The organism is Acinetobacter soli, from assembly GCF_018139125.1.
In the GTDB taxonomy this organism is placed as follows: Bacteria; Pseudomonadota; Gammaproteobacteria; order Pseudomonadales; family Moraxellaceae; genus Acinetobacter; species Acinetobacter soli.
Window position 1 is genome coordinate 1,556,243 of the sequence record NZ_CP073241.1, and the last position, 23,444, is coordinate 1,579,686.

Annotated in this window: 24 protein-coding genes and 1 tRNA gene; 4 read left to right on the top strand and 21 right to left on the bottom strand. The window is 43.5% G+C overall.

The features are described 5' to 3' along the window. Position 1 precedes the first annotated feature (1 nt). The 9 genes from proB to KCV09_RS07140 form a co-directional block, all read right to left on the bottom strand. Positions 2-1,135, bottom strand: coding sequence for a glutamate 5-kinase (gene proB / locus KCV09_RS07100; protein WP_151794522.1), 1,134 nt, complete (start codon positions 1,133-1,135; stop codon positions 2-4). A gap of 18 nt (positions 1,136-1,153) precedes the next feature. After that, entirely contained in the window at positions 1,154-2,356 is a 1,203-nt protein-coding gene (gene cgtA, locus KCV09_RS07105) for an Obg family GTPase CgtA (RefSeq protein ID WP_004939203.1), read from the bottom strand. A 148-nt stretch (positions 2,357-2,504) separates the two neighbouring features. Next, positions 2,505-3,185, bottom strand: a complete 681-nt coding sequence (locus KCV09_RS07110; protein ID WP_004939204.1) for a hypothetical protein — start codon at positions 3,183-3,185, stop codon at positions 2,505-2,507. A gap of 9 nt (positions 3,186-3,194) precedes the next feature. Next, positions 3,195-3,923 carry an MFS transporter gene (locus KCV09_RS07115; protein WP_151815001.1) on the bottom strand — a complete coding sequence of 243 codons (729 nt, stop codon included), beginning with the start codon at positions 3,921-3,923 and terminating at the stop codon, positions 3,195-3,197. Between the two features lie 151 nt (positions 3,924-4,074). Then, positions 4,075-5,532, bottom strand: coding sequence for a glyceraldehyde-3-phosphate dehydrogenase (locus KCV09_RS07120; RefSeq protein ID WP_025094955.1), 1,458 nt, complete (start codon positions 5,530-5,532; stop codon positions 4,075-4,077). A 247-nt stretch (positions 5,533-5,779) separates the two neighbouring features. Further along, entirely contained in the window at positions 5,780-6,712 is a 933-nt protein-coding gene (gene rarD, locus KCV09_RS07125) for an EamA family transporter RarD (RefSeq protein WP_212515726.1), read from the bottom strand. 114 nt (positions 6,713-6,826) lie between these two features. Further along, positions 6,827-7,417 carry a lipocalin family protein gene (locus KCV09_RS07130; RefSeq protein ID WP_004939213.1) on the bottom strand — a complete coding sequence of 197 codons (591 nt, stop codon included), beginning with the start codon at positions 7,415-7,417 and terminating at the stop codon, positions 6,827-6,829. Between the two features lie 119 nt (positions 7,418-7,536). Beyond that, the gene (gene uvrB, locus KCV09_RS07135) at positions 7,537-9,558 is read right to left on the bottom strand and encodes an excinuclease ABC subunit UvrB (protein WP_055415193.1); all 2,022 of its coding nucleotides are present in this window, start codon (positions 9,556-9,558) and stop codon (positions 7,537-7,539) included. 74 nt (positions 9,559-9,632) lie between these two features. Further along, a complete protein-coding gene (locus KCV09_RS07140) occupies positions 9,633-10,325 on the bottom strand; it encodes an SDR family NAD(P)-dependent oxidoreductase (RefSeq protein ID WP_212515727.1) in 693 nt (230 codons plus the stop codon). A 216-nt stretch (positions 10,326-10,541) separates the two neighbouring features. Here KCV09_RS07140 and KCV09_RS07145 point away from each other — a divergent pair, with 216 nt between their 5' ends. Both KCV09_RS07145 and KCV09_RS07150 read left to right on the top strand, forming a co-directional pair. Then, positions 10,542-11,357 (top strand): A1S_2505 family phage non-structural protein, encoded by an 816-nt coding sequence (locus KCV09_RS07145; protein WP_039910097.1) that lies wholly within the window; start codon positions 10,542-10,544, stop codon positions 11,355-11,357. A gap of 130 nt (positions 11,358-11,487) precedes the next feature. Continuing rightward, a complete protein-coding gene (locus KCV09_RS07150) occupies positions 11,488-12,915 on the top strand; it encodes a sensor domain-containing diguanylate cyclase (RefSeq protein WP_076032051.1) in 1,428 nt (475 codons plus the stop codon). Between the two features lie 69 nt (positions 12,916-12,984). Here the strand turns inward: KCV09_RS07150 and KCV09_RS07155 are convergent, their stop codons facing one another. Further along, entirely contained in the window at positions 12,985-13,167 is a 183-nt protein-coding gene (locus KCV09_RS07155; protein WP_004939225.1) for a hypothetical protein, read from the bottom strand. Between the two features lie 210 nt (positions 13,168-13,377). Between KCV09_RS07155 and KCV09_RS07160 the strand changes: the two genes are divergently transcribed. Continuing rightward, positions 13,378-14,610: a pyridoxal phosphate-dependent aminotransferase gene (locus KCV09_RS07160; RefSeq protein ID WP_004939227.1), complete on the top strand. Its 1,233-nt coding sequence runs from the start codon at positions 13,378-13,380 to the stop codon at positions 14,608-14,610. A 165-nt stretch (positions 14,611-14,775) separates the two neighbouring features. Here the strand turns inward: KCV09_RS07160 and KCV09_RS07165 are convergent, their stop codons facing one another. Next, positions 14,776-15,201, bottom strand: coding sequence for a hypothetical protein (locus KCV09_RS07165; RefSeq protein ID WP_004939231.1), 426 nt, complete (start codon positions 15,199-15,201; stop codon positions 14,776-14,778). Between the two features lie 236 nt (positions 15,202-15,437). Here KCV09_RS07165 and KCV09_RS07170 point away from each other — a divergent pair. After that, positions 15,438-15,513: transfer RNA gene (locus tag KCV09_RS07170), tRNA-Asn, on the top strand. A 90-nt stretch (positions 15,514-15,603) separates the two neighbouring features. On the opposite strand, the gene miaE is transcribed toward KCV09_RS07170, so the two are convergent. The 10 genes from miaE to KCV09_RS07220 all read right to left on the bottom strand — a co-directional run bounded on the left by miaE (position 15,604) and on the right by KCV09_RS07220 (position 23,433). Continuing rightward, positions 15,604-16,260, bottom strand: a complete 657-nt coding sequence (miaE, locus tag KCV09_RS07175) for a tRNA-(ms[2]io[6]A)-hydroxylase (protein WP_004939234.1) — start codon at positions 16,258-16,260, stop codon at positions 15,604-15,606. Between the two features lie 10 nt (positions 16,261-16,270). Next, on the bottom strand, positions 16,271-16,996 hold the full coding sequence (gene pdxJ, locus KCV09_RS07180; RefSeq protein ID WP_048764761.1) for a pyridoxine 5'-phosphate synthase: 726 nt from the start codon (positions 16,994-16,996) through the stop codon (positions 16,271-16,273). A gap of 13 nt (positions 16,997-17,009) precedes the next feature. Next, a complete protein-coding gene (recO, locus tag KCV09_RS07185) occupies positions 17,010-17,720 on the bottom strand; it encodes a DNA repair protein RecO (protein ID WP_004948625.1) in 711 nt (236 codons plus the stop codon). A gap of 11 nt (positions 17,721-17,731) precedes the next feature. Next, positions 17,732-17,926 (bottom strand): NF038104 family lipoprotein, encoded by a 195-nt coding sequence (locus tag KCV09_RS07190; protein ID WP_004939242.1) that lies wholly within the window; start codon positions 17,924-17,926, stop codon positions 17,732-17,734. A 15-nt stretch (positions 17,927-17,941) separates the two neighbouring features. Continuing rightward, positions 17,942-18,970: a GTPase Era gene (gene era / locus KCV09_RS07195; RefSeq protein WP_171063765.1), complete on the bottom strand. Its 1,029-nt coding sequence runs from the start codon at positions 18,968-18,970 to the stop codon at positions 17,942-17,944. An 11-nt stretch (positions 18,971-18,981) separates the two neighbouring features. Next, positions 18,982-19,674, bottom strand: coding sequence for a ribonuclease III (rnc, locus tag KCV09_RS07200; RefSeq protein WP_004939248.1), 693 nt, complete (start codon positions 19,672-19,674; stop codon positions 18,982-18,984). Continuing rightward, positions 19,646-20,020: a DUF4845 domain-containing protein gene (locus tag KCV09_RS07205; RefSeq protein WP_004939253.1), complete on the bottom strand. Its 375-nt coding sequence runs from the start codon at positions 20,018-20,020 to the stop codon at positions 19,646-19,648. The genes rnc and KCV09_RS07205 overlap by 29 nt, the downstream gene beginning before the upstream one ends. A gap of 24 nt (positions 20,021-20,044) precedes the next feature. Further along, on the bottom strand, positions 20,045-20,872 hold the full coding sequence (gene lepB, locus KCV09_RS07210) for a signal peptidase I (RefSeq protein WP_004939254.1): 828 nt from the start codon (positions 20,870-20,872) through the stop codon (positions 20,045-20,047). Between the two features lie 16 nt (positions 20,873-20,888). Then, positions 20,889-22,706, bottom strand: coding sequence for a translation elongation factor 4 (gene lepA / locus KCV09_RS07215; protein ID WP_004939257.1), 1,818 nt, complete (start codon positions 22,704-22,706; stop codon positions 20,889-20,891). Between the two features lie 262 nt (positions 22,707-22,968). Then, on the bottom strand, positions 22,969-23,433 hold the full coding sequence (locus KCV09_RS07220) for an acyl-CoA thioesterase (RefSeq protein ID WP_149930761.1): 465 nt from the start codon (positions 23,431-23,433) through the stop codon (positions 22,969-22,971). Between the last annotated feature and the right edge of the window lie 11 nt (positions 23,434-23,444).

Here is a 23,444-nt window from a genome sequence, read left to right on the forward strand (position 1 = left end):
CTTAATAAATCGCCATATGATTGCGATGAATCATCTCAAGTGATCGAGCTTCACCCAATACCTGATAGACTTTATCTGAAGCAAGGCCTTTAATGATCTCAGCCGAACGTGAACTAAAATTTACTCGCCCAACCGCAACTCGCTGCCCCAACTGATCAACACACTCAACCACATCACCACGATTAAAATGGCCTTCAACCGCTTTAACGCCTACAGGCAATAAACTACGATGACGTTGTTTAATCGCATCGACGGCACCATCATCAATGACTAAACGACCAGCCGTTTGCAAATGCGCGGCAAGCCACTGCTGATGCGCAGTCATGCGATCTTTATCGGTACTAAAGAGCGTTCCGAGCATTTCACCCGCCATTAAGCGAGACAAGACACGGTCACTTTCACCGCTGGCAATCAATGTTGGACAACCAGACTTCGCGGCTAAGCGTGCTGCACGTACCTTAGTCACCATACCGCCGCGGCCTAAAACGCCACCACCGCCGGCCATTTCAAACAAACGATCGTCGAGTGCATTGACGATGGTGAGCAGTTTTGCTTCTGGATTATTGCGTGGGTCGGAGTCAAACATCCCTTGCTGATCGGTCAAAATAATCAGCAAATCAGCATGTACTTGGCCCGCCACCATCGCTGCCAGCGTATCGTTGTCGCCAAAACGAATTTCATCGGTCGAAACAGTGTCATTTTCATTGATCACCGGAATCACACGCCACTCAATCAGGTTTTGCAAGGCATCACATGAATTGAGATAACGTCGACGATCTGCCAGATCATCATGGGTCAGCAAGACTTGAGCCGTCTGAATCGAGTGCTTATCGAGCACACTCGACCACGTGTGAATCAAGCCCATTTGACCAATGGCCGCACAGGCTTGAAGACTGGGTAGATCGGTGGGTCGGCTCGAAAGCTTCATGCGAACCATACCTTCTGCAACCGCACCAGACGACACCAATATAATTTCGTGTCCGGCAGTGTGTAGATCGGCAATTTGAGTTGCCCAATGCGAAATTGCATCTAGATCTAGACCTTGTCCGTTGGCGGTAAGAAGAGATGATCCGATTTTAACAACGATACGTTTACACGCCTTGAGCTGTCGTTGCCCATCGATCACTTCAATCATTTTTCCCTCGAGTTCGTCTTAACGAACGTAAATCACTTCTACTTCGTCATCATCGTCGTCAAAATCATCACCCTGACCTGCTTCACGCTGTGCTTTACGCATGGCTCGGTATGCTTCTTTTGCTGCGATCGTTTGTTCACGTGTTTCAGCTTCAAGCTGTTCACGGAATGCTTTTACTTGTCGTGCGTATTCTGGATCTTCAGCTTCAAGTTCGCGCTGCTGTTCAATCTGATCCATCAAATAGTACACCACTTCTTTGGTGCCTTCTAAGAGTAAGCCTGAGGTACGAAACACCGGGCCAGTCCACTCTAGCTCATCCAAGATATGTTTACACCATTCTTCGCGGCTGGCTTCTTCAATCTGATCGAGTTTGTTGAGTACCAGTACAACAGGAAGCTGAGCCAGCGTTGGAGAGAATTTTTTCAATTCGCCAATGATCGCTTTGGCATTGTGTACCGGATCAGAACCATCAATTGGTTGAACATCCACAATGTGCAACAAAATACGTGTACGTGCCAGATGTTTCAAGAAACGAATACCAAGACCTGCACCTTCCGCAGCGCCTTCGATCAATCCCGGAATATCGGCCATCACAAATGAACGATGTCGGTCGGCATCGACCACACCTAGGTTCGGTACCATCGTCGTAAACGGATAGTCTGCAACTTTTGGTTTCGCCGCACTCACTGCACGAATAAACGTCGATTTACCTGCATTTGGCATACCGAGCAAACCAACATCTGCAAGTACTTTCAGCTCAAGACGAATCTCACGAAATTCGCCTTTAATCCCTGTGGTGAATTTACGCGGTGAACGGTTAGTCGATGACTTAAAGTGTGTATTTCCTAAGCCACCATCACCACCGCCAGCCACCAAAACACGCTGACCATCTTCAACCAAATCGCCAATAATATCGCCAGAATCGACATCCACAATGGTGGTGCCTACTGGTACTTTTAATACAACATCTTCGCCACCACGGCCTGTACAGTTTGCGCCGGCGCCATTTTTACCACGTTCTGCACGGAATTTACGGGTATAACGGTAGTCAACCAGTGTACCGGTGTCGTCATCGGCCTGAATATAGACGCTCCCGCCTCGACCACCGTCACCCCCATCTGGACCACCAAAAGGTACAAATTTTTCACGGCGAAAACTGGCCACGCCATTGCCACCGTCGCCAGCCTCTACGGTAATGACTGCTTCATCAACAAAGCGCATTTGCCAATCCTCTAAAATCTCTAAAACCGCCTATTCTGCCATATTTTAAAGGATTTCTCGAATATAAAATCAGTTATTTCACCTGTACGCGAGAAAGCCGATGCAGAGGCTTGCTGTATATGAAGAACAACATCTTCATTTGAGCTGTTTAGGGGTGTATATTTCGTAGTGGTAACTGGATGTGCATATCCAGATTGGCCTGTGTTTCTCTTACCTCGTTATACATAATGGCATTAAATGTCGCGACTTTTCGCATGGTCATCGGATCATCAATATTCAAAGTCGGTTTAAACTGATGTTTCACAGCCAGATTGATTGGTTCATCAAACTCAAAATACACCGGACCATTAAATACAATTTTAATGGGCACCTGATAAGTACGATTCAAACGAAATGGCACATCCAGCCGAATCGGAATATTCATTTTCAGCGGAAATTTAGGTAACAGCTGATTTTGGTAAATCAGATCTGTCGTGCTCTCGACCGGCATCTGTTCATCAATTTTTATAGTGGTTAAATAATCCACACTCACAGAAACAGGTGTTTCTACTTCAAAGGCCAACTGAGCCAGATATTTGCCTTTAAGGGGCAAGGAAAGCTGTCGGTTAATGTGGATATCGGTATTAAGCTGCCCCATAGAATGGGTTTCCAAATGGTTGCCTACCTCGATGCGTGTAGGCAAATACTCCGATAATTGCACCTGTGCATGCTGCGCTGAAACATACATGGAAGCCTGAATGTTGAGGTAAAGCCAAAATAGCAATGCCACAAGACCAACCACCGCAACAAAGCTCAGTAATGTGCGTTTCAATGATCCGAATAACCACATAGTCACCCCCTATTGCACGCCCGACTGGACAGCAGTTGAGGGAGCAGCAACGGGTTGTTTCTTTAGCGTCACGCTAGACAGCGGAATTTTTAATTCGCCTTTCTGAATTTTGATAGGCAAGGTATTCTTCACTTCTACGCTTGCTGCAAGTGCAGTTTTGATTGGTACATTTAAATGCCCATCGACTGGAATATTGGTTTTCAAGGTCGTGTTGAGCGGTATATTTAAGTTTTCTTGAAGCACTGTTCGCACAGGCGCATCAAATTTTAGATGGACGTTTTGATCAAGTGGCACTTGAATGTCTAGAGGTACGTCTAGGTTAATGGGAATGGTGCCTTTAATCGGCAGCGTGATATCACGTCCGAGTACTCTGACCTGTACTTTGGTATCAATCGGTAAATCCTGACGAACCTTGAGCACTTCTTTTACCGGAATAATGGTTTTAATCGGCACCTGATTATCAAAGTACACTCGCGGCGTCAGCGTTTGAGTGAGTGGGATATTCAGGTTTTCGTGTATGGGAATGGTCGCATTGACGCGTCCGCTCACATCCACATTCAAGGCATCCTGAATTTTAACTTTGGCTTGAAGTGGTTCTTGTAAATCAATATTCACGGCCTGATTTTCAAGCGGGATATACACATTAAAATGTTTAAATACCCAGATACCAATCGCAACACCGACAATACTGGCCAGCACAATAAACACCAGCCCTCCGAGCAATTTCTTGATCTGCAACGTACTTTCCTTTTGCAACTTTTTTATTTTACTTGGCTTTCAGCTTGGTAATCACTCACCAATATCCAGCTTGGTTTCCAATTTAACTGTCATTACATCATACATAAAAAAGCCCAGTCGAAACTGAGCTTTTTATATTTTTTAAACTGGCTTATGCCACGCTAAGTGCAGGCACTTTCGGATAGTTTACGCCACACATTTTTTCTGCAATACGAAGTACCTGACAGCTATAGCCAACTTCGTTGTCGTACCATACATATGCTGTCAAATGTGTACCTGATGTAATGGTTGCTTGCGCATCAAATACACCTGCTGTACGAGAGCCGATAAAGTCGCTTGAAACTACTTCAGTCGAATTGGTATACCCGATTTGACCTTGAAGGTTTGAGTTGATTGAAATTTGACGAATATATTCATTCACTTCATCACGATCAACTTCTTTCTCAAGCGTTAGATTCAAAATCGCCAATGAAACGTTTGGTGTTGGTACACGTACCGAGTTACCTGTGAGTTTACCTTTCAGTGCAGGTAATGCTTTGGCCACCGCTTTTGCAGCACCAGTTTCGGTAATCACCATGTTTAGTGTTGCAGCACGGCCACGACGGTCTGCCTTGTGGTAGTTATCGATGAGGTTTTGGTCATTGGTAAATGAGTGAACAGTTTCCACGTGACCATTTAAAATCTTGTATTTATCATCGATTACTTTAAGTACACCAGTGATGGCATTCGTTGTACAGCTTGCAGCAGAAATGATTTTATCTTCATCTAAAATGTCGGCTTGGTTTACACCAAATACCACATTTTTCATGTCGCCTTTACCTGGTGCAGTCAATACTACACGTGCAACACCTGGGCACTTCAAATGTTGGCTCAAGCCATCAAGATCACGCCATTTACCAGTGTTGTCGATCAAAAGCGCGTTGTCGATACCATAAGCAGTGTAGTCTACTTCTGCTGGACTCGATGCATAAATCACTTTGATGAACTTACCGTTTGCAATAATTGCTTCGTTTTCTTCATCAATCGAAATCGTACCGTCGAATGAACCGTGAATTGAATCACGACGTAGCAAAGATGCACGTTTTGCCAAGTCGCCATCAGATGACTTACGAACCACAATGGCTTTTAAGCTTAAACCACGACCCAAACCAGATTGGCTGATAATCAAACGCGCCAAAATACGACCGATACGACCAAATCCGTAGAGAACGACATCTTTTGGCTCTTCAGAGGCTGCATTGCCTTTGATTGATTCAACAGCTTGCGCAACAAAAGCGTCGACATCGCCGCCCTGCTGTTTGTAGGCCACTGCCAGCTTACCAATATCCACTTCGGCAGAACCAATATTGTCAAGTTTTGACAAGGCTTCTAAAATTGGGAAAGTATTAACAACAGAAAGCTCGACATCGACAACACGTGTACGACGATGTGATTTCAAGATCTGGATGACAGAGCGGTTAATTAAAGAACGGCCATAAACAGAAACAACGATATTTTTTTCGCGATACAACTTGCCAATCAAAGCGATCATATGTTCCGCGATTTCTTCGCGATTTGTCCAACGTCCTTGATGTTCAGCATGCAGTGCGATGATAGTCTCTTTGCTCACAGATACGTCCTCTAATTAATGTTATCTAGGCGTGAATTTCAAAACGCGATAATTGTAAATCAAAAGGCGCCAAGATTAAATCGGGCGCCAGCGCTTACACCTATATTTTTTCATATAATTACTATAAATTTATAAAATGATTAAAAATATTTTTTAAAATTTATTTATAATATTTCGTGACGAAATTATTAAACGCCAAAATATGCTTAGAAAACAAGCATTATTCATTAAAAGCTTCATTTCGTGTTCAATTTTCATCTTGCCTCTTTTCATATTGAGCGACATTACGTTTCAACATACGCGTGTTGCGTTGCTGTCGCCATAAATGCAATGCACCTTCTACCACCAATAACAGCACAGCCACCCAAATTGGGATATAAGTCCACCAGTCTTCTGGGTTGATTGTTTCTCCAATCATGAGCGAAGCAAGCGCGAGTAAAATTGGCTCTAAATAGCTAAGCAATCCAAACAATACCATGGGTAAAAAGCGGCTCGCCAAAATATAACTTCCAAGTCCAATGGCACTGAATAACCCAAGCCCAGTCACGACCAAAAGTAAATTTAATATGCTCCATCCATTAGGTACGGTGCCCAAATACGACACATAATAAAATGCAACCGGTAAGCTGAGGACGATATCCCACCAGAAACCACCTAAATGATCGGTTTTAAGTTTGCGTCGTAAAAAGAAATACGCAGCATAACCAAAGGCGACCAATAAGGTTTCCCATGCGATGGTGCCTTGTTGCCAAATTTCATGTGCAACGCCGAGTATCGCGAGAGCAACTGCTGCTTGCTGAAACTTAGAGAGTTTTTCCTTATAAAAAAGACTGCCCACCAATACTAAAACCAAGGGCAGTAGAAAATAACCGAGCGATACCTGCAATCCCCGACCATTCATTGGCCCCCACATAAATAGCCAAAGCTGGATCGACACTAAAAGAGATGAAAGCAAGAGATACAGTAGAAAAACGGGTCGTTGTTTTATTTTTTCATAAATCTGTTTAATGTAATGTAAATCACCGATTAACCACATAAATAAGGTTAAAAACGGCAAGGTTGAAATCATGCGCCAACCAAAAGTTTGCTCTGCGTTTATTCCGGTCAAAAACTGGCTATAAAAGTACAACACCCCAAACGTAACCGATGCCAAAACCGACAGCGCAATCCCCTGAAGCATATCTCTCCCCCGCTTGACCAAATAATCAAAAAGACGTTGTACAATACTGAATTTAAACATCTAATAAAAGAAAAACCACGCTAGGCATGGTTTTTCTTTTCATCTATATAGCGCTTATTGGGCCGTATGCTGTGGCCGAATAATGTCATTGAGTTCATAACCCAAGCTTTTCGCGTAGGCCAGATAGTCATTTACGACGTCTTCTGAGGGATGAGGCGTCCGCGATAAAATCCACATATATTTGCGAGATGGCTCACCCACCAAAACGGTTTGATAGTGTTCGTCCAGCTTTAAAATCCAGTAGTCGCCGCGTGCAACAGGCACCCATCGCACTATTTCTGGTAAAAAACTTACTTTCAATTTGGAATTATACGGAGGATTGACCACAAAGGCCTCGCCAAGCGACTGATGGCGCTGACCATCACTGCCCATACATTGGTTATCGACTGTAATATTACCGTTTTCATTTAAAGTATAGGTTGCGGTGATATTTTTGACGCATTTATTTTCAAAATACATGGGCTTACGAACCACTTCGTACCAAACCCCCAAGTATTTGTCTAACTCTACACGCTCCACAGGCGCGAGTGGTTTATTGTGTGCGTAAGCCATGGTTGCAACCGCTAATCCTGTCAATACGGCGCCACCCAATGCAATCTTTGCTAAACGCCAGCCCCCTTGTGGGATATTTTTATACAATGGCATTCAAGTTCCCTCAAATATTAGCTCATCATGATAGTTTGCAACGGATTGTTCATTAGAGTAGCGCTTTTTTTTGAAATTAATGTAGAGATATGTAGCACTTAGCTCCACATTCATTGGTATTACTGGATCATTTGCGCTTTAAGCCGCAAGATTTCATCACGGATACGAGCGGCTTGCTCAAACTGCAACTCTTTGGAAGCCTTGAGCATTTCTTTTTCAAGCTTGGCCAGATGTTTCGCTAATAGTTTAGGATCTGCCAAGATATGTCGCTCATCTGCACTCAGTGCTTTTGCCTGAGCAGATTCAGACAGCTCTATCTCGTCTTCATTAAAGACTTCGCCTGTATCAATCTCTTTGATTTTCTGACGCACCGCACTACGTGGTGTAATGCCATGCTGTTCATTAAACTCAATTTGCTTGGTACGACGACGGTCAGTTTCATCAATGGCTTTTTGCATTGAATCCGTCATCTTATCGGCATATAAGATGGCTTTACCTTTGATATTTCGCGCTGCACGCCCAATGGTCTGAATTAAAGAACGCTCAGAGCGTAAAAAGCCTTCTTTATCTGCGTCTAAAATTGCGACCAAAGACACCTCAGGCATATCGAGCCCTTCACGCAGCAAGTTAATACCCACCAGCACATCATATACACCAGTACGCAGCTCATGAATAATTTTCACCCGCTCTACAGTGTCAATGTCTGAGTGTAGATAGGCCACCTTAATACCATATTCTTTTAAGTAAGACGTGAGATCTTCTGCCATACGTTTGGTCAGTGTGGTGATTAACACGCGCTCATCAATCTCTTTACGCAGGTTGATTTCGGAAAGTACGTCATCGACCTGTGTGAGTACTGGTCGAATTTCGATTTCCGGGTCAATCAAACCAGTTGGGCGCACCACCTGCTCCACAATCTGCTCAGACTTTTCTAGCTCGTACTTGGCTGGTGTCGCGCTGACAAAAATTGTCGATGGAACAATTCGCTCCCATTCTTCAAATTTCATCGGTCGGTTATCCAGTGCGCTTGGCAAACGAAAACCGTAATTCACCAGATTTTCTTTACGAGAACGGTCACCTTTGTACATAGCACCAATTTGCGGCACGGTCACATGCGACTCATCAATAATCAGTAAGGCATCATCTGGAATATAATCAAACAATGTTGGCGGTGCTTCGCCTGCCGGGCGCCCAGAAAGATGCCGTGAGTAGTTTTCAATACCGTTGGTGTATCCAAGCTGCTGCATCATTTCCAAATCATAGCGAGTACGCTGATCAATGCGCTGTGCTTCAAGCAACTTGTCATGGTCTTTAAAGAATTTGAGTTGTTCTTTCAGTTCATCTTTGATCGTACCGATGGCGCGGGTGAGATTATCTTTAGGCGTAACATAATGGCTTTTTGGATAAATTGTCACGCGGGGTACTTTACGCTGCATTTTACCTGTGAGCGGATCGAACCAGCGAATTGAATCGACTTCATCATCAAACAGCTCGATGCGAATCGCGAACTGATCGGATTCGGCAGGAAACACATCCAGAATTTCACCGCGAATACGGTAGGTACCTCGTAAAAATTCCAGCTCATTCCGGGTATATTGCATCTCGACTAGGCGTCGGATCAAATCGTCACGATTGACACGATCGCCTTGCACCACATGCAAGAGCATTTTCATATACGCTTCAGGGTCACCCAAACCATAAATGGCCGAAACCGAGGCCACAATAATCGCGTCGCGTCGCTCTAAAAGTGCACGCGTAGCCGACAAACGCATCTGGTCGATGTGGTCGTTAATCGCGGCATCTTTTTCAATAAAAGTATCCGACGAAGGCACATATGCTTCTGGCTGATAGTAATCGTAGTAACTTACAAAGTATTCAACCGAATTATTCGGGAAAAAGGCCTTGAATTCACCATAAAGCTGAGCAGCCAGCGTTTTATTGTGAGCCATAATGATGGTCGGACGCTGTGTTTGCGCGATCACATTGGCCATGGTGTAGGTTTTACCCGAACCCGTAACCCCAAGTAATAGCTGGTTACGATAGCCGCGCTCAATGCCATTGACCAACTTTTCAATCGCTTGAGGCTGATCACCTGCGGGTTGGAAACTTGTCACTAAATCAAAAGGCTGGTTGTCGTTCACTGGCACGCTCAAAAATAAGGGGTCATACAAACTATTAGGGCAAACTGAAACTTTTCAAGCCCGATGACTGGTCGTTAGTAGGCAATTACAGTGCCGTCCCAATTTAATAATTTACCCTGCTCTGCCTGACCAAAATGATCCATAACATCGATCAAACGCGTAGCAGTCTGCTCTGCACTGTACAATCGATCTGGTGAAATATTTTTATGAAAAGGTTTAGACAGCTCAGAATCCGTAGTTCCCGGGTGTAAGCTCGCCACATAAATTTCAGGCGATTTACGCCCCCACTCAATACTCAGGTTTTTAATAAACATATTTAAAGCGGTTTTGCTCATGCGATAGCTGTACCAGCCACCCAATGCATTGTCATCCAGACTGCCCACCTTAGCCGATAAAGACAGCCATTTGAGTGAAGAGGTTTTGGTCAAAACAGGAGCCAAGGCTTGTGCAAGATGTATATGCGTGAGCACATTTTTTGAAAAAGATTCATACACCCAGTCATCCTGAATCTGGCTGAGCATTTTTTCTGGCATATGAGTATCATCGTGCAACATACCTGCACAGCAAAAAACGCGAGTGGGTTGAATTGAAGCAAGAAAAGTCTGTACTGCCGAAATATTCGAGGCATCGGATAAGTCGATCTGTAAATTATGCTGCCCCAAATCCGAACGGCTAATGGTGTAAACTGGTTCGTCTGAACGCGCTCTTAGCGCTGCAACCAATGCATTTCCAATGCCTGTAGAGGCGCCTGCGACAATTATGCTCATGATCTTCTCTTTATAATGATTTTCTACAGATTCAGCATAAAAAAATGCGTGTGAATTTTATGTCATGAAAAAATAATCTTGCTATTCTTGATCTGTTTCTCTCAAAATCATGTCACGCTACTAAGCCCTGTAAAATAAAAAAGCGCACTATTTTTTGCTTGATTTGTGACTGAATCAATTGCACCATGAACTTATTACAGCAAGAATAAGATCATGATGAGCTTTCAATACCACGACGAAACAATTGTGACTGAGCTACCAGAAAATACCGTGTTTGTATTTGGTAGCAACATGGCTGGGCAACATACGCATGGCGCTGCACGTATCGCCGCACAGCATTTTGGTGCTGTAAAAGGTGTAGGACGTGGCTGGGCGGGCCAAAGCTTCGCGATTCCTACCTTAAATGAACACCAACAACAAATGCCGCTTTCACAGATTGCGCACTATATCCATGATTTTAAAATTTATGCTCAAAATCACAGCAAAATGACGTATTTTTTAACGGCACTCGGCTGCGGGATAGCAGGCTATAAAGTATCGGAAATCGCGCCACTATTTCGTGGTATGAGCAGCAATATCATCTTTCCAGAATCATTTAAACCCTATATCGAAGAGAACGCGGTTTCACTGTTTCCAAATCTCACCTCGCGTATGGTGCAAGCATTTATTACCGATGAGGTGATTTTTTACTTCGATCATGGCAGTGAATCCTTCGAGGATGCACTACAAAAAACATCATTGAGCGATACCGAGAAAGCCATTGCATTAATTGTCTTAAATGAAGATTTATATCCACGAGATCGTTACGGACGTGGTCGTGAACACGAGCTAAAAGACATTCTTGGAAAATTAAACGGTAAAATCTTTAATTTTCATGGCAATACCGAAGGCGCCATGATTTTTGTCAGCGTGATTGTTGCATTGATGGAACTATATGACATTGATGAACAGGATTTCGTCAAACTCTGGCGTAATGAAATCGAAATTGTTCATCCGGCAAATCGAGGCCAAGCGATCAGCGAAACCACTTAAAGGTCATTTTAAGCAGTAAAAAAAAGATGACCTAACTGGATGATTTTTTTAGCCAGTCTTATTTTTTGTTTAAAAACACAAGGCTTATGATTATACTGCTGAAAAAATAGCCCTTGAAAGTTGAGCCACCATGCCTACGCTAGATTCTTCAATTTTTGATCTTGCACCTATTCCAATGTGGCTCGAAGATTACAGCGGGATCAAAATTCAGTTTGATGAGTGGCGTGATCAAGGAATCCAAGATTTACGAACTTTTCTTCGTGAAGATCTCGAACGTGTTCGACAATGCGCACATAAAATCAAGCTGATTCGTGTCAATCAAAAAACCTTACAACTTTTTGAAGCAGCATCGTTTGAGCAGCTTTGCGACAATCTGGCGGTTATTTTTCAGCAAGACATGCTCGATTCACATTTGAATGAATTGGTCGATTTATGGGAAGGTAAAACGCTATTTTCAAGTATGGCCGTCAACTACACGCTCAGTGGTCGGCGCTTGGATATACAATTGCACGGTACCATTTTACCGGGCTATGAAGATTCATTTGCGCGTGTACTGGTCACCACTGAAGATGTCACCCAAGTTCACCATGCACGCCGCTTAGAAGAAAAAAATCGTCGACTGGCCGAATCTCGTTTTCACTATTCACCGGCCTCGTTATGGGTTGAAGATTTCAGTCGTGTCAAATTCCGGCTTGATCAGCTCAGACAGCTGGGAATAGATGACTTTAGAACCTTTATTGATGTCCATCCCGAGTTTGTCAATCAATGTGTGGAAGACATCCTGATTTTAGATGTCAATCAAGCGACCCTCGATTTATTTCAAGCACCCGATAAAGCAACACTGCTTAAAAATACGCATAAAATATTTGCAAAAGAAATGCTCAGCACCTTTCGTGAACAGCTTATCGAGTTATGGAAAGGCAATATCCATCATCAGCGAGAAGCAATTAATTATGCACTCGATGGCAGTATTCGCAATGTATTGCTGCAATTTACCGTGTTTCCGGGTTATGAGCACAACTGGGGCATTGTGCAGGTCGCCTTAACCGATATTACAGCACGCAAAAAGGCAGAAAATTACCTTGAGTATTTAGGTAAACACGATGTGTTGACCAAACTTCATAACCGCTCGTTTTATAGCGAAGAAATTCATCGCTTAGAACGCAGTATGGTGCGCCCTATCTCATGTATTTTTTTAGACATGAATGGGCTTAAAGCTATCAATGATTATCATGGTCATGATGCGGGAGATGATGTACTCAGGCGTGTGGGTCAGATCTTAACGCAATCGATTCAGCAAACTCCATATACGGCGTCTAGAATTGGCGGCGATGAATTTGTAATTTTAATGCATGGAGCAGACGAAACGGCGGTCAGCGTGATGCTACAAACCATTGATGCCCTACTCACTTTGGATAATCAGTTTTATTCGAGCCAGCCGATCAGTATTTCTATGGGATATGCCACAACACGCGAACATGAAACGATGGAAAGCATGTTAAAGCGCGCAGATGCCGAGATGTATACAAAGAAAAAAATGCATCATGATCGCGTTTAAACCATTTTATCTCATACAAAAAAGCCCCTACAATTTTGCAGGGGCTTTTTAATTGTTTGATGACGCTGCTTAGCGTTTTCCCATCGAACGACGTGTTCCGCGCGGTGGCATCCAGGTGCGGTCTGCATACTGCTCAGGTTTCGGACGCACATAATTGTGTGCGACATCCTCTTCGTTTTGATCTGCTGGATTTGCAATTGGAAAAGGTAATTTAACCAAAGCTTTTTTGGCTTTTGGCTTGGCTTGACTCATGTTCTGTACTCAAGTTTTCTTGAACAACGCATATATTAAATGATTTTGCTTCAGGATGCTTTTAAAAATCGTAAATGATGATGATCAAGCTGAATTTACAGGTGTCTCTGAATGTTTTTTTATTTTTGTTTTGATAATAAAACACGAACTGAGGTTTTTGGGCTAAGATAGTGTGCTTTTATTTTTTATCCCACAAGAAGGAATATTGCCGTGGACGTACGTCTGTCTGATCGTGTAAATGCCATCAAGCCGTCCCCTACTTTGGCCGTTACGAACAAAGCAGCAGAACTTAAAGCTGCAGGAAAAAACGTAATTGGTTTAGGTGCAGGTGAACCAGATTTCGATACCCCGCAACACATCAAAGATGCTGCGATTGAAGCAATTCACAATGGCTTCACCAAATATACCGCAGTAGATGGTACGCCAGGCTTAAAAAAAGCAATTATTGCAAAATTCAAGCGTGACAATAATCTAGATTATCAAGCAAACCAGATTTTGGTTTCATGTGGTGGCAAACAATCGTTCTTCAATTTGGCACTTGCGTTGCTTAATAAAGGCGATGAAGTAATCATCCCAGCACCATTTTGGGTGAGCTACCCAGATATGGTGATTATTGCCGAAGGTACGCCAGTCATCGTGAAATGCGGTGAAGAGCAACGCTTTAAAATTACCCCAGAGCAGCTTGAAGCAGCCATTACTCCAAATACACGCTTATTGGTATTGAACAGCCCATCCAATCCGACAGGCATGATTTACACCAAAGCAGAGCTTGAAGCACTTGCCGATGTACTTCGTAAGCACCCACAAGTATATATTGCATCTGACGATATGTATGAACCGATTCGTTGGGAAGATGAATTTTATAACATCGCGACTGTGGCACCCGATTTATACGACCGTACCATTGTATTAAATGGTGTTTCAAAAGCGTATGCCATGACTGGCTGGCGCATTGGCTATGCAGCGGGTCCTGCAAAAATCATTGGCGCAATGAAGAAGATTCAGTCGCAATCGACTTCTAACCCAACCTCAATTTCACAAGTTGCAGCAGAAGCAGCACTAAATGGCCCTCAAGATGTGTTAGAGCCAATGATTGAAGCGTTCAAACGTCGTCATGATTTGGTTGTAAACGGCTTAAATGCCATTCATGGTATTTCTTGCCTGCCTGCGGATGGTGCATTTTATGCCTATGCCAACATTCGCCCATTGATTCGTGCCAAAGGCCTCAAATCGTGCACCGAGTTTTCTGAGTGGTTATTAGAAGAAACTGGTGTTGCAGTTGTACCTGGTGATGCATTCGGTCTTGGTGGCTTTATGCGTATCTCATACGCTACCGCAGATGAAGTATTGGTTGATGCATTAGCCCGTATTAAAAAAGCGGCAGAATCCATTGACGGTATCGATGCAGCCATTGCTTCAATTCAAGCTGAAAAAACAGCTTAACTGTTAAGTTCCCGATTTATAAAAAAAGCCTGTCTTCGGATAGGCTTTTTTTATGGCTGAATTGTTCATTATTTTTCACTTGATATACTTTTATTTTTGCACAGCTATTTATACGTTTAAATACACTGCATCCCGCTCATCATATAGCTTTAAACAGCATTTTGCTTAGCTATAACGCTTAGGGCGTGATAGTGTCAAATAATGACAATAATACGGAAAGGTATGATCAATCTCGATCTGCTTTACCTGCTGATCTTGTGTGCTCCATGCATAGGCATAAGCAGGAGAAAATAGACCGCTACGCTCAATGGAAAACAAAAACAACGAGTTATCCCAGCTTTCAGACGCACGTTCCCACAAGTGATCCGCTGAATCATGTAGCAATTTAACCTGATGCTCAGTCCATTTATCGCCAAACCAGAGTTGCAATAAATCGCCTAAATAGATTTTTTCTTGACTAAAAACGGCAAAATGAATGTGCGCGTCGGTGACATTTTGATAATACTGCTGAGGATCGCGAATAATGTCGAGATAGTTTTTTTGATAGAAAGCGAAATCAGAAAAGATTTGTTCAATTTGAAGAGTCGGCATGATATAGCCCTCCGGTTTAGCCATTTAGTGCTGGCAAGTTGGTTAAATCCACACTGTTCAGATGACCATCTGAACGTTCTCTTATATAAAACATAACAGTGATTTTCGTGCCGTGCAAGCAAAATTGATAATTTGAGCCAGTTTGCTCAAATAAGAAACATACACACTAAAAATGAAACAAAGATGACAAATTTGGCTTGACCCCTGTCAAAATCTCCTTATAATCGCATTCAGATTCTCCCATAGCTCAGTCGGTAGAGCGACGGACTGTTAATCCGCAGGTCCCTGGTTCGAGCCCAGGTGGGAGAGCCAAATATCAAAAAGCCCGCAGCATTAAAGCGGGCTTTTTTTTGCCTAAAAATCGCTATAAAAAAACCTCTTATACAAAGAGGTTTTTTTATTTTAAGCAGCCTGTGCTTCTGGTACGCCACTATGAAAACGAAACACTTTATCTGCTGAGAGAATGAGGTTTTTTTCTACTTCACGAATTTGCACAATGCGCTGTTGAATATCCTCTTCAGGGTTCTTCATTTTTGCCGTTTGTGCAACCTCTAAAGCCAGTGCCAGATAGTCCTCAAAATGCCGAGATTCAGACTTGAGTAGATATCGGTAGTAACGCCCTAATTCGTCATCGACATGCGGTGCCAAGGCATGAAAACGCTCACACGAACGCGCTTCAACAAAAGCACCAATGATTAAAACATCAATGAGTGCTTCTGGCTCATAGGTTCTAATTTGTTTGCGAAGTTCACCCGCATAGCGCCCTGCACTGACCGCCTTCCATTCCTGCCCACGTTTTTTCATCAACTCGAGCACTTGCTCGTAGTGCAACATTTCTTCACGCACCAGTTGCGCCAGCTTCACCTGTAAATCTGTAAAAAAACTGTAGCGGAACATCAAATTCATGGCTGTTCCTGCTGCTTTTTTTTCACAATTGGCGTGATCTTGCATTAATAATTCAAGATTATTGAGCGCTTCGTTCAACCATGCTTGAGGTGTTTGACACCCCAAGAATTCAATTACAGGTTGCATCAGTTCATCATAGTTTGGACTTGACATCTTGACTCACTTATCCTGCCGCTTGAATCGCAGCCTTCATTTGCTTTACAGCTTGCTCAAGTCCAACAAATACACTATCTGCAATAATCGAATGACCAATATTCAATTCATGAATCTGCGGGATCGCAGCGATCGGAGTAATGTTCTCTAAATTCAGGCCATGCCCTGCATTTACTACCAGCCCTTTGCTTGCAGCATATTCAGCGCCACGTACAATCCGCTCTAGCTCGGCACGCTGTTGTTGCTCACTGCTTGCATCGGCATAGGCGCCTGTATGCAGTTCAATCGTCGGCGCACCACAGGCAATGGCAGCATCAATCTGGGCAACATCGGCATCGATAAATAACGACACATCACACCCTATGGCAGTTAACTCAGCTGTCGCTGCTTTCACTTTTTCAAAATTCCCTAGAACATCTAGCCCACCTTCTGTGGTGACTTCCTGACGTCGCTCCGGAACAAAGCAAACATGTTGAGGTTGAATTTCCTTGGCAAATGCAATCATTTCATCTGTCACTGCAAGCTCAAGGTTCATACGTGTTTTAAGCACTGGACGCATACGACGTACGTCGTCATCTTGAATATGACGGCGGTCTTCACGCAAATGCAGTGTAATGCCCTCGGCACCTGCTTGCTCACACACCAGTGCAGCCTGTACAGGATCTGGATAAACGGTTCCTCTAGCCTGTCTCAAAGTTGCGACATGATCGATATTGACGCCAAGCAAAGCAGCCATACAAACATCCTATTTATGAACGAGATTGAGTATTTTGAATCCACAATTGGCGACTTTTTAATGGTCGGTCTCCCAAAAGGGATGTAATCATCTGACGGTATAGTTTACCTAATAATTGTAATTGGTCGGGAGAAAATTCGTTCCCGATTTGATAATTCTGCATGCAGCCAATCAATTGCCCAGACAAGGTCGACTGGGTGTGCTGTAAAACAGGCATAAAGCCTTCTGTAGACTGAAACTGATAGTGCGCTAACGGATTAATCGGTTGCTGATTAGCATCGATTTCAAAATCGATGGCATAGCCCAGCTCTTGCAATAACACATGCTCAAACTGCCTTAAAATCTGTTTCAGGTAATGACTCGGTGCCTGTTGCTGATGCAAATGTTGTAATTGCAGCAAAGTGTGCTGATAGTGCCGGAAAGTTTCTGGCATAGGCTCTTCTAGCGGGCATAAACGCAGTAAAACTTCGTTGAGATAAAATCCGGCAAAAAATGCATCGCCCTGAAAGAAAACCGGAAAGTTTAAAATTTCGAGCTTGGTAAAATTTTTTAAGTCACCTTTGCCTGTGGCTTGCAAGGTAAGAGGCTGATACTGCGGAGGAGGATTTTGCCGAAGAATACCATCGATACGACCGTATTCTTCGCTAAACAAATGCACGATATGACTTTTTTCACGATAACGCCGGTGATGAATCAGATAACCATGAAGGACTTGGTTTCGCATAAAAACGCAAACTAATCCTTCTTGGCTGAGTCTTTATCGTCATCCCCATCGGGAATCACGGCACCCACCACCGCAGCAGTACCTTTAACCACCCCTTTGGTGGTTTTGTAGGCCACCTTGACAGGAACAGTCACAATCTTGGTAATACAGCCTTGAAGCATCAACACGCAACCCAGCAGAACAACACAGCGAATCATGACTGTCATCGACATTACTCTTGTTTAAATATCACTATAGCCCAAGCTTTTCAGCGCACGCTCATCATCAGACCAGCCACCTTTGACTTTCACCCAAAGCGTGAGCATGATTTTTTGTTCAAACATTTTTTCCATGTCTGTACGTGCTTCCATACCAATCCGTTTGAGTTTAGCGCCTTTATCACCAATCACAATGGCTTTTTGTCCAGCACGCTCAACAAAAATGGTCGCATCGATATAGGTACAAGCAGGCTTCATACGGCCAGTCTTTTCACTTATCGCCGGTTCTTCAGTTTTAAATGATTCAATCTGCACCGTCAAATCGTATGGCAATTCTTCACCAAGCTGACGCATGATTTTTTCGCGAATAATTTCGCTGGCCAAGAAACGCTCTGAACGGTCGGTCACTTGATCGAAAGAATACAATGGCGGTTGAAACGGCAGGTATTTTTCAATGATGTCACGCAAATGATCTAGATTTGCACCACGAAGCGCAGAAACAGGAATAATTTCTGCAAAGTTCATGAGCTTTGCGCGCTCTTGAATGAGAGGCAGCAAGCTGCGTTTTTCTTCTACGGTATCAATTTTGTTGATCACCATAATGACCGGCATATCTGCGTTTTTGAGCTTTTCAAGCACAAGATCGTCATTTTGAGTCCATTTGTGACCATCGACCACAAATAGCACCAAGTTCACGTCACGCAGTGCAGAGTGCGCTGCACGATTCATCATCTTGTTGATCGCACGCACTTCTTTTTTATGCATACCCGGCGTATCGACATACACCGCTTGAGATTTTTCGCGTGAATCGATTCCCACAATTTTATGACGTGTGGTTTGCGGTTTACGTGAAGTAATCGAAAGTTTTTGACCCAACAAATGGTTCATTAATGTGGATTTACCCACATTTGGACGCCCAACAATTGCAACAAAGCCGCTACGGAAGTCGGAAGGTATCTCGACACCGGCGGAACTAAAAAATTGATCAATCAGATTTGGGGATTGATTTTCATCATTATCATGTGAATCTGGATTGATTTGATCAGAATGCATCGACATGCAAATTACTGCTCCAATAACTTTAAAATTTCTGCCGCAGCTGCTTGCTCAGCAAAACGGCGGCTCGAGCCCTCACCTAAAACATTTGGTAGCCCGGCTACCACACATTCTACTTTAAAGTGCTGGTGAGGGGCATCCCCTTGAATATCCACAACCTCGTAAACAGGGAGAGGTTTTTTACGTGCTTGTAAATACTCTTGTAAACGCGACTTCGGATCTTTTAACTGATCTGTCGGTTCGATATGATCCAGATAGGGTACATACCAGTTTAAAACAATTTTGTTTAACAAATTTAAATCGGCGCTATCGACATAAATTGCACCGATAATCGCTTCGACCGTATCGGCCAGAATTGATTCGCGATGATGTCCACCCGATTTTAATTCACCTGTGCTTAAAATTAAACAGCGACTCAGTTTCAAATCATTTGCGATTTTACCAAGCGCTTCTTGACGCACCAAGGTCGCACGCATGCGCGTTAAGCGACCTTCATTTTCATGCGGATAAGTCTGATACAAATAATTGGCAATGATCATACCCAACAGCGAGTCGCCCAAAAATTCAAGGCGCTCGTAGTTGTACTTGTGACTAACAGATCGATGCGTGAGTGCAAGCTGAAGTAATTCCAACTGCTTAAACTCGTATCCGATCCGACTCTGTAATCTTGGATCACTGAGTTTGGACTGCGTTTTGTTCAAAATTTTTCTCAAATTTTATAACTAAATCAATATTAAACAAGAACGGTCTTCTTACTTCATATTGTTTGCTAACGCGTAAACCACCTTTGTTCGTTACCTTTGCAATCTCGTTAAATCGAACGTCACGTACACTGTTCATGTCTAAACGCTGATTCATCTGGGTCACAAATTTATCGACCGCGATATTGCGAGGAGATTCACGCATTAAGGCGTCGATCTGGTTATTGATGATTCGATCATCCCAATAAGCCGGAGCAACTGCCACTGCTGCTTTAAGTACTAAAGCAAAGACAATAATCCCCAAAAAAACACCTAAATACGAAGCACCCCATTGAGACTTGCGCATTTGTTGTTGTCCTAATTTCTAATTTTAGTCAATTGTACCATTTCGGTTGAAGGATGGAATCTTAAAGCCAGGTTCTTTATGCATCCAAATATAGAATGCACGCCCAGTCAGATTCTCTTCAGGTACAAATCCCCAAAAGCGACTATCTGCACTCTGATCACGGTTATCGCCCATGGCAAAGTAATGCCCTTTTGGTACCGTAACTTCCCAGTACATTCCGTCTTCAGCGGCATATTTACCGTTGTCGATGTAATTGATAAACGGCGCTTGGCGTGCAATGTTGACCCCTTCAAGCTCACGCATGGTAAAGGTATGCTCACCCAAGGTCTCTTTATGATAAATCGAGGTTGGAGTGTCTAAACTGTCTTTTTCACGACTAAACTGAGTCGCAACTTTAGGTACTTTCTGACCATTAATGCTTAACTGACCATGATCATAGACAATATGATCGCCCGGCAGGCCAACCACACGCTTGATGTAACTGATGGTCGGTTGTGGTGGATAACGAAATACAATCACATCACCGCGTTTTGGCTCACCTACATCAAGAATTTTGGTGTTTACGATCGGAAGACGAACACCATAGTCGTATTTATTGACCAGAATAAAGTCGCCAGTTTCGAGGGTAGGTACCATTGAATCAGACGGAATATTAAACGGTTCAATAATAAACGATCGAAGCACTAAAACCACGGCCAGCACTGGCCAGAAGTCGTACGCCCAAGTAATGATAAAATTTTCGCTTCCCCGTCCTTTGGTTACACGTTGCTTAAACACCAACTTGTCGAGAAGCCACACCAAGAAAAAAATGAGCGTGACAGGAACGAGAATTAAATTAAAATCAAAATCCATGGGCGAGTCCTAAAGGTTATCTCTCTACTTTTAATACAGCTAGAAACGCTTCTTGTGGGATTTCAACACTTCCCACTTGCTTCATACGTTTCTTACCTTCTTTTTGTTTCGCAAGCAATTTCTTCTTACGCGAAACGTCACCACCATAACACTTCGCCAATACATTCTTACGCATGGCTTTTACGGTTGAGCGCGCAATAATTTGAGCACCAATGGCCGCTTGAATTGCCACGTCAAACATCTGACGAGGAATCAAGTCTTTCATTTTTTCAACCAGTGCAATACCACGGTGACGCGCATCCTGACGGTGACAGATCATGGCCAATGCATCGACCTTTTCACTATTAATTAACACGTCTACCTTAACCAGAGATGAACTTTCAAAACGGACAAAGTTGTAATCGAGTGATGCGAAACCACGTGAGCAAGATTTTAAGCGGTCGAAAAAGTCCATGACCACTTCAGCCATTGGAATTTCGAACGTCACCGACACTTGGTTGCCTAAGAATTTCATGTCTTTTTGTACACCACGGCGCTCGATACATAGCGTCATGACATTACCAAGATATTCTTGAGGCACCAGAATATGACATTCTGCAATCGGTTCGCGAAGGTCTTCTACCGTGCTGGCATCTGGCATTTTAGACGGACTGTCGATATAAATCGTATCGCCTTTTTTGGTCAGTGCCTCATACACTACGGTTGGTGCAGAGCTGATCAGGTCTAAATCGTATTCACGTTCAAGTCGCTCTTGTACGATTTCCATGTGCAGCATGCCCAAGAAACCACAGCGGAAACCAAACCCAAGCGCATCAGAACTTTCAGGCTCGAAAAATAATGCCGAGTCATTAATTTGAAGTTTCTGCAACGCTTCACGGAACGGTTCAAAATCGCTTGAATCGATTGGAAATAATCCCGCATAGACCTGTGGTTTAACCTTTTTAAACCCTGGCAAAGTTTTAACTTCTGGCGTTGCAGAAAGTGTGATGGTATCACCTACCGGCGCACCAAAGATGTCTTTAATCCCCGCAATCACAAAGCCTACTTCACCCGCTTCGAGCATGTCAGTTTCGGTATGTTTTGGATTGAATACACCTACAGAGGTGACTGGATGCACCTGACCGGTCGACTTAACCAGCATTTTGTCGCCCTTACGGATACGACCTTGCTTGATACGTACCAAGGAAACAACGCCTAAGTAGTTGTCAAACCATGAATCGATAATCAGTGCTTGCAGTGGCGCATCACGATCACCTTCTGGTGCTGGAATCACATCGACCAAGCGCTCAAGCACACCTTCAACCCCAAGACCAGTTTTTGCTGAACAAGTCGGTGCTTCAGTGGCTTCAATACCAATAATTTCTTCAATTTCGTGAATAACGCGTTCTGGCTCGGCCTGTGGCAAATCAATCTTGTTGAGAATCGGTAAAACTTCTAAGCCCTGCTCAATTGCGGTATAGCAGTTGGCAACAGATTGCGCCTCAACACCTTGTGCTGCATCGACCACCAAAAGTGCGCCTTCACACGCTGCAAGTGAACGTGACACTTCGTATGAAAAGTCGACGTGTCCTGGTGTATCAATAAAGTTGAGTTGATATTCTTGTCCATTCGGATGCGTGTAATACAAGGTTACCGATGCCGCTTTAATGGTAATTCCACGTTCCCGCTCAAGTTCCATTGAATCCAATACCTGAGCTTGCATTTCACGATCTTGCAAGCCACCGCACATTTGAATAAAACGGTCAGCAAGTGTCGATTTGCCGTGATCGATGTGTGCAATGATCGAGAAGTTACGAATATTTTTGATATCAACGGATTTTTTAGCCGATGCCATAGATTACTCTGAAAAAAAGTACACCTTAAAGCGCAATACTGAACATAGCATGCAAGGTGTAAAAAGGACTGTCCTGAATTGCTGCACAGTATAAGCAACCAGACACCAAAAATATAGTGCGATCCGGCGCATTTCACAAAGTAATCGAAATGGGTTAAGAGCGTTGCATCTTGAGCCACGCCTCCCTTATTCACTTAAACCACTGTTCTATGACATCTCTTTAACATGCACTGATATCCCATCAGATCAATCAATCGCGCACTTATTTAGAAGGATGAACTGCGTAACACATCGTAAAGTCGATCGGATTAATGTCCTTCGATAAAGGCTGATACGCTTGAGTAAACGTCGGAGACATGCGTTTTGGTCGGCCTGAACTCATCTCGATGCAGGCCCATTTGGTTTTCGCTACAAACAAGATTGTCTGATCTTTAGGGCGATAAAATACGTACTGGCGTGATAGGTACAAACTATCGAGTGCATCTAACCATGTGCGTAAAATCAGTTCATCTCCTTCAAACGCGGCCTTACGATACTGGACATGATGCTCCACCGCCACCATGGCATGATTGAGCTGTTGATACTGTTTTAATCCAAGCCCCAGTGCATTGACATGCTTACTGGCCACATCTTGCATCCACTGCACATAAACCACATTGTTCACATGACCCAGTTGATCAATGTGTTCAGCGCTCACCGTCAGAGCCAAATCAAAAATTGCACTCATCTTTTGTCCGT

Bases quoted from the DNA above. Each gene is read 5' to 3' on its own strand.
- lepA (WP_004939257.1), bottom strand. From the start codon at position 22,706: ATGGCATCGGCTAAAAAATCCGTTGATATCAAAAATATTCGTAACTTC.
- KCV09_RS07220 (WP_149930761.1), bottom strand. From the start codon at position 23,433: ATGAGTGCAATTTTTGATTTGGCTCTGACGGTGAGCGCTGAACACATT.
- proB (WP_151794522.1), bottom strand. From the start codon at position 1,135: ATGATTGAAGTGATCGATGGGCAACGACAGCTCAAGGCGTGTAAACGT.
- lepB (WP_004939254.1), bottom strand. From the start codon at position 20,872: ATGGATTTTGATTTTAATTTAATTCTCGTTCCTGTCACGCTCATTTTT.
- cgtA (WP_004939203.1), bottom strand. From the start codon at position 2,356: ATGCGCTTTGTTGATGAAGCAGTCATTACCGTAGAGGCTGGCGACGGT.
- miaE (WP_004939234.1), bottom strand. From the start codon at position 16,260: ATGTCAAGTCCAAACTATGATGAACTGATGCAACCTGTAATTGAATTC.
- KCV09_RS07165 (WP_004939231.1), bottom strand. From the start codon at position 15,201: ATGCCGACTCTTCAAATTGAACAAATCTTTTCTGATTTCGCTTTCTAT.
- KCV09_RS07145 (WP_039910097.1), top strand. From the start codon at position 10,542: ATGAGCTTTCAATACCACGACGAAACAATTGTGACTGAGCTACCAGAA.
- KCV09_RS07110 (WP_004939204.1), bottom strand. From the start codon at position 3,185: ATGTGGTTATTCGGATCATTGAAACGCACATTACTGAGCTTTGTTGCG.
- KCV09_RS07205 (WP_004939253.1), bottom strand. From the start codon at position 20,020: ATGCGCAAGTCTCAATGGGGTGCTTCGTATTTAGGTGTTTTTTTGGGG.
- KCV09_RS07150 (WP_076032051.1), top strand. From the start codon at position 11,488: ATGCCTACGCTAGATTCTTCAATTTTTGATCTTGCACCTATTCCAATG.
- KCV09_RS07130 (WP_004939213.1), bottom strand. From the start codon at position 7,417: ATGCCATTGTATAAAAATATCCCACAAGGGGGCTGGCGTTTAGCAAAG.
- recO (WP_004948625.1), bottom strand. From the start codon at position 17,720: ATGCGAAACCAAGTCCTTCATGGTTATCTGATTCATCACCGGCGTTAT.
- era (WP_171063765.1), bottom strand. From the start codon at position 18,970: ATGCATTCTGATCAAATCAATCCAGATTCACATGATAATGATGAAAAT.
- rarD (WP_212515726.1), bottom strand. From the start codon at position 6,712: ATGCTTCAGGGGATTGCGCTGTCGGTTTTGGCATCGGTTACGTTTGGG.
- KCV09_RS07155 (WP_004939225.1), bottom strand. From the start codon at position 13,167: ATGAGTCAAGCCAAGCCAAAAGCCAAAAAAGCTTTGGTTAAATTACCT.
- KCV09_RS07140 (WP_212515727.1), bottom strand. From the start codon at position 10,325: ATGAGCATAATTGTCGCAGGCGCCTCTACAGGCATTGGAAATGCATTG.
- KCV09_RS07190 (WP_004939242.1), bottom strand. From the start codon at position 17,926: ATGACAGTCATGATTCGCTGTGTTGTTCTGCTGGGTTGCGTGTTGATG.
- pdxJ (WP_048764761.1), bottom strand. From the start codon at position 16,996: ATGGCTGCTTTGCTTGGCGTCAATATCGATCATGTCGCAACTTTGAGA.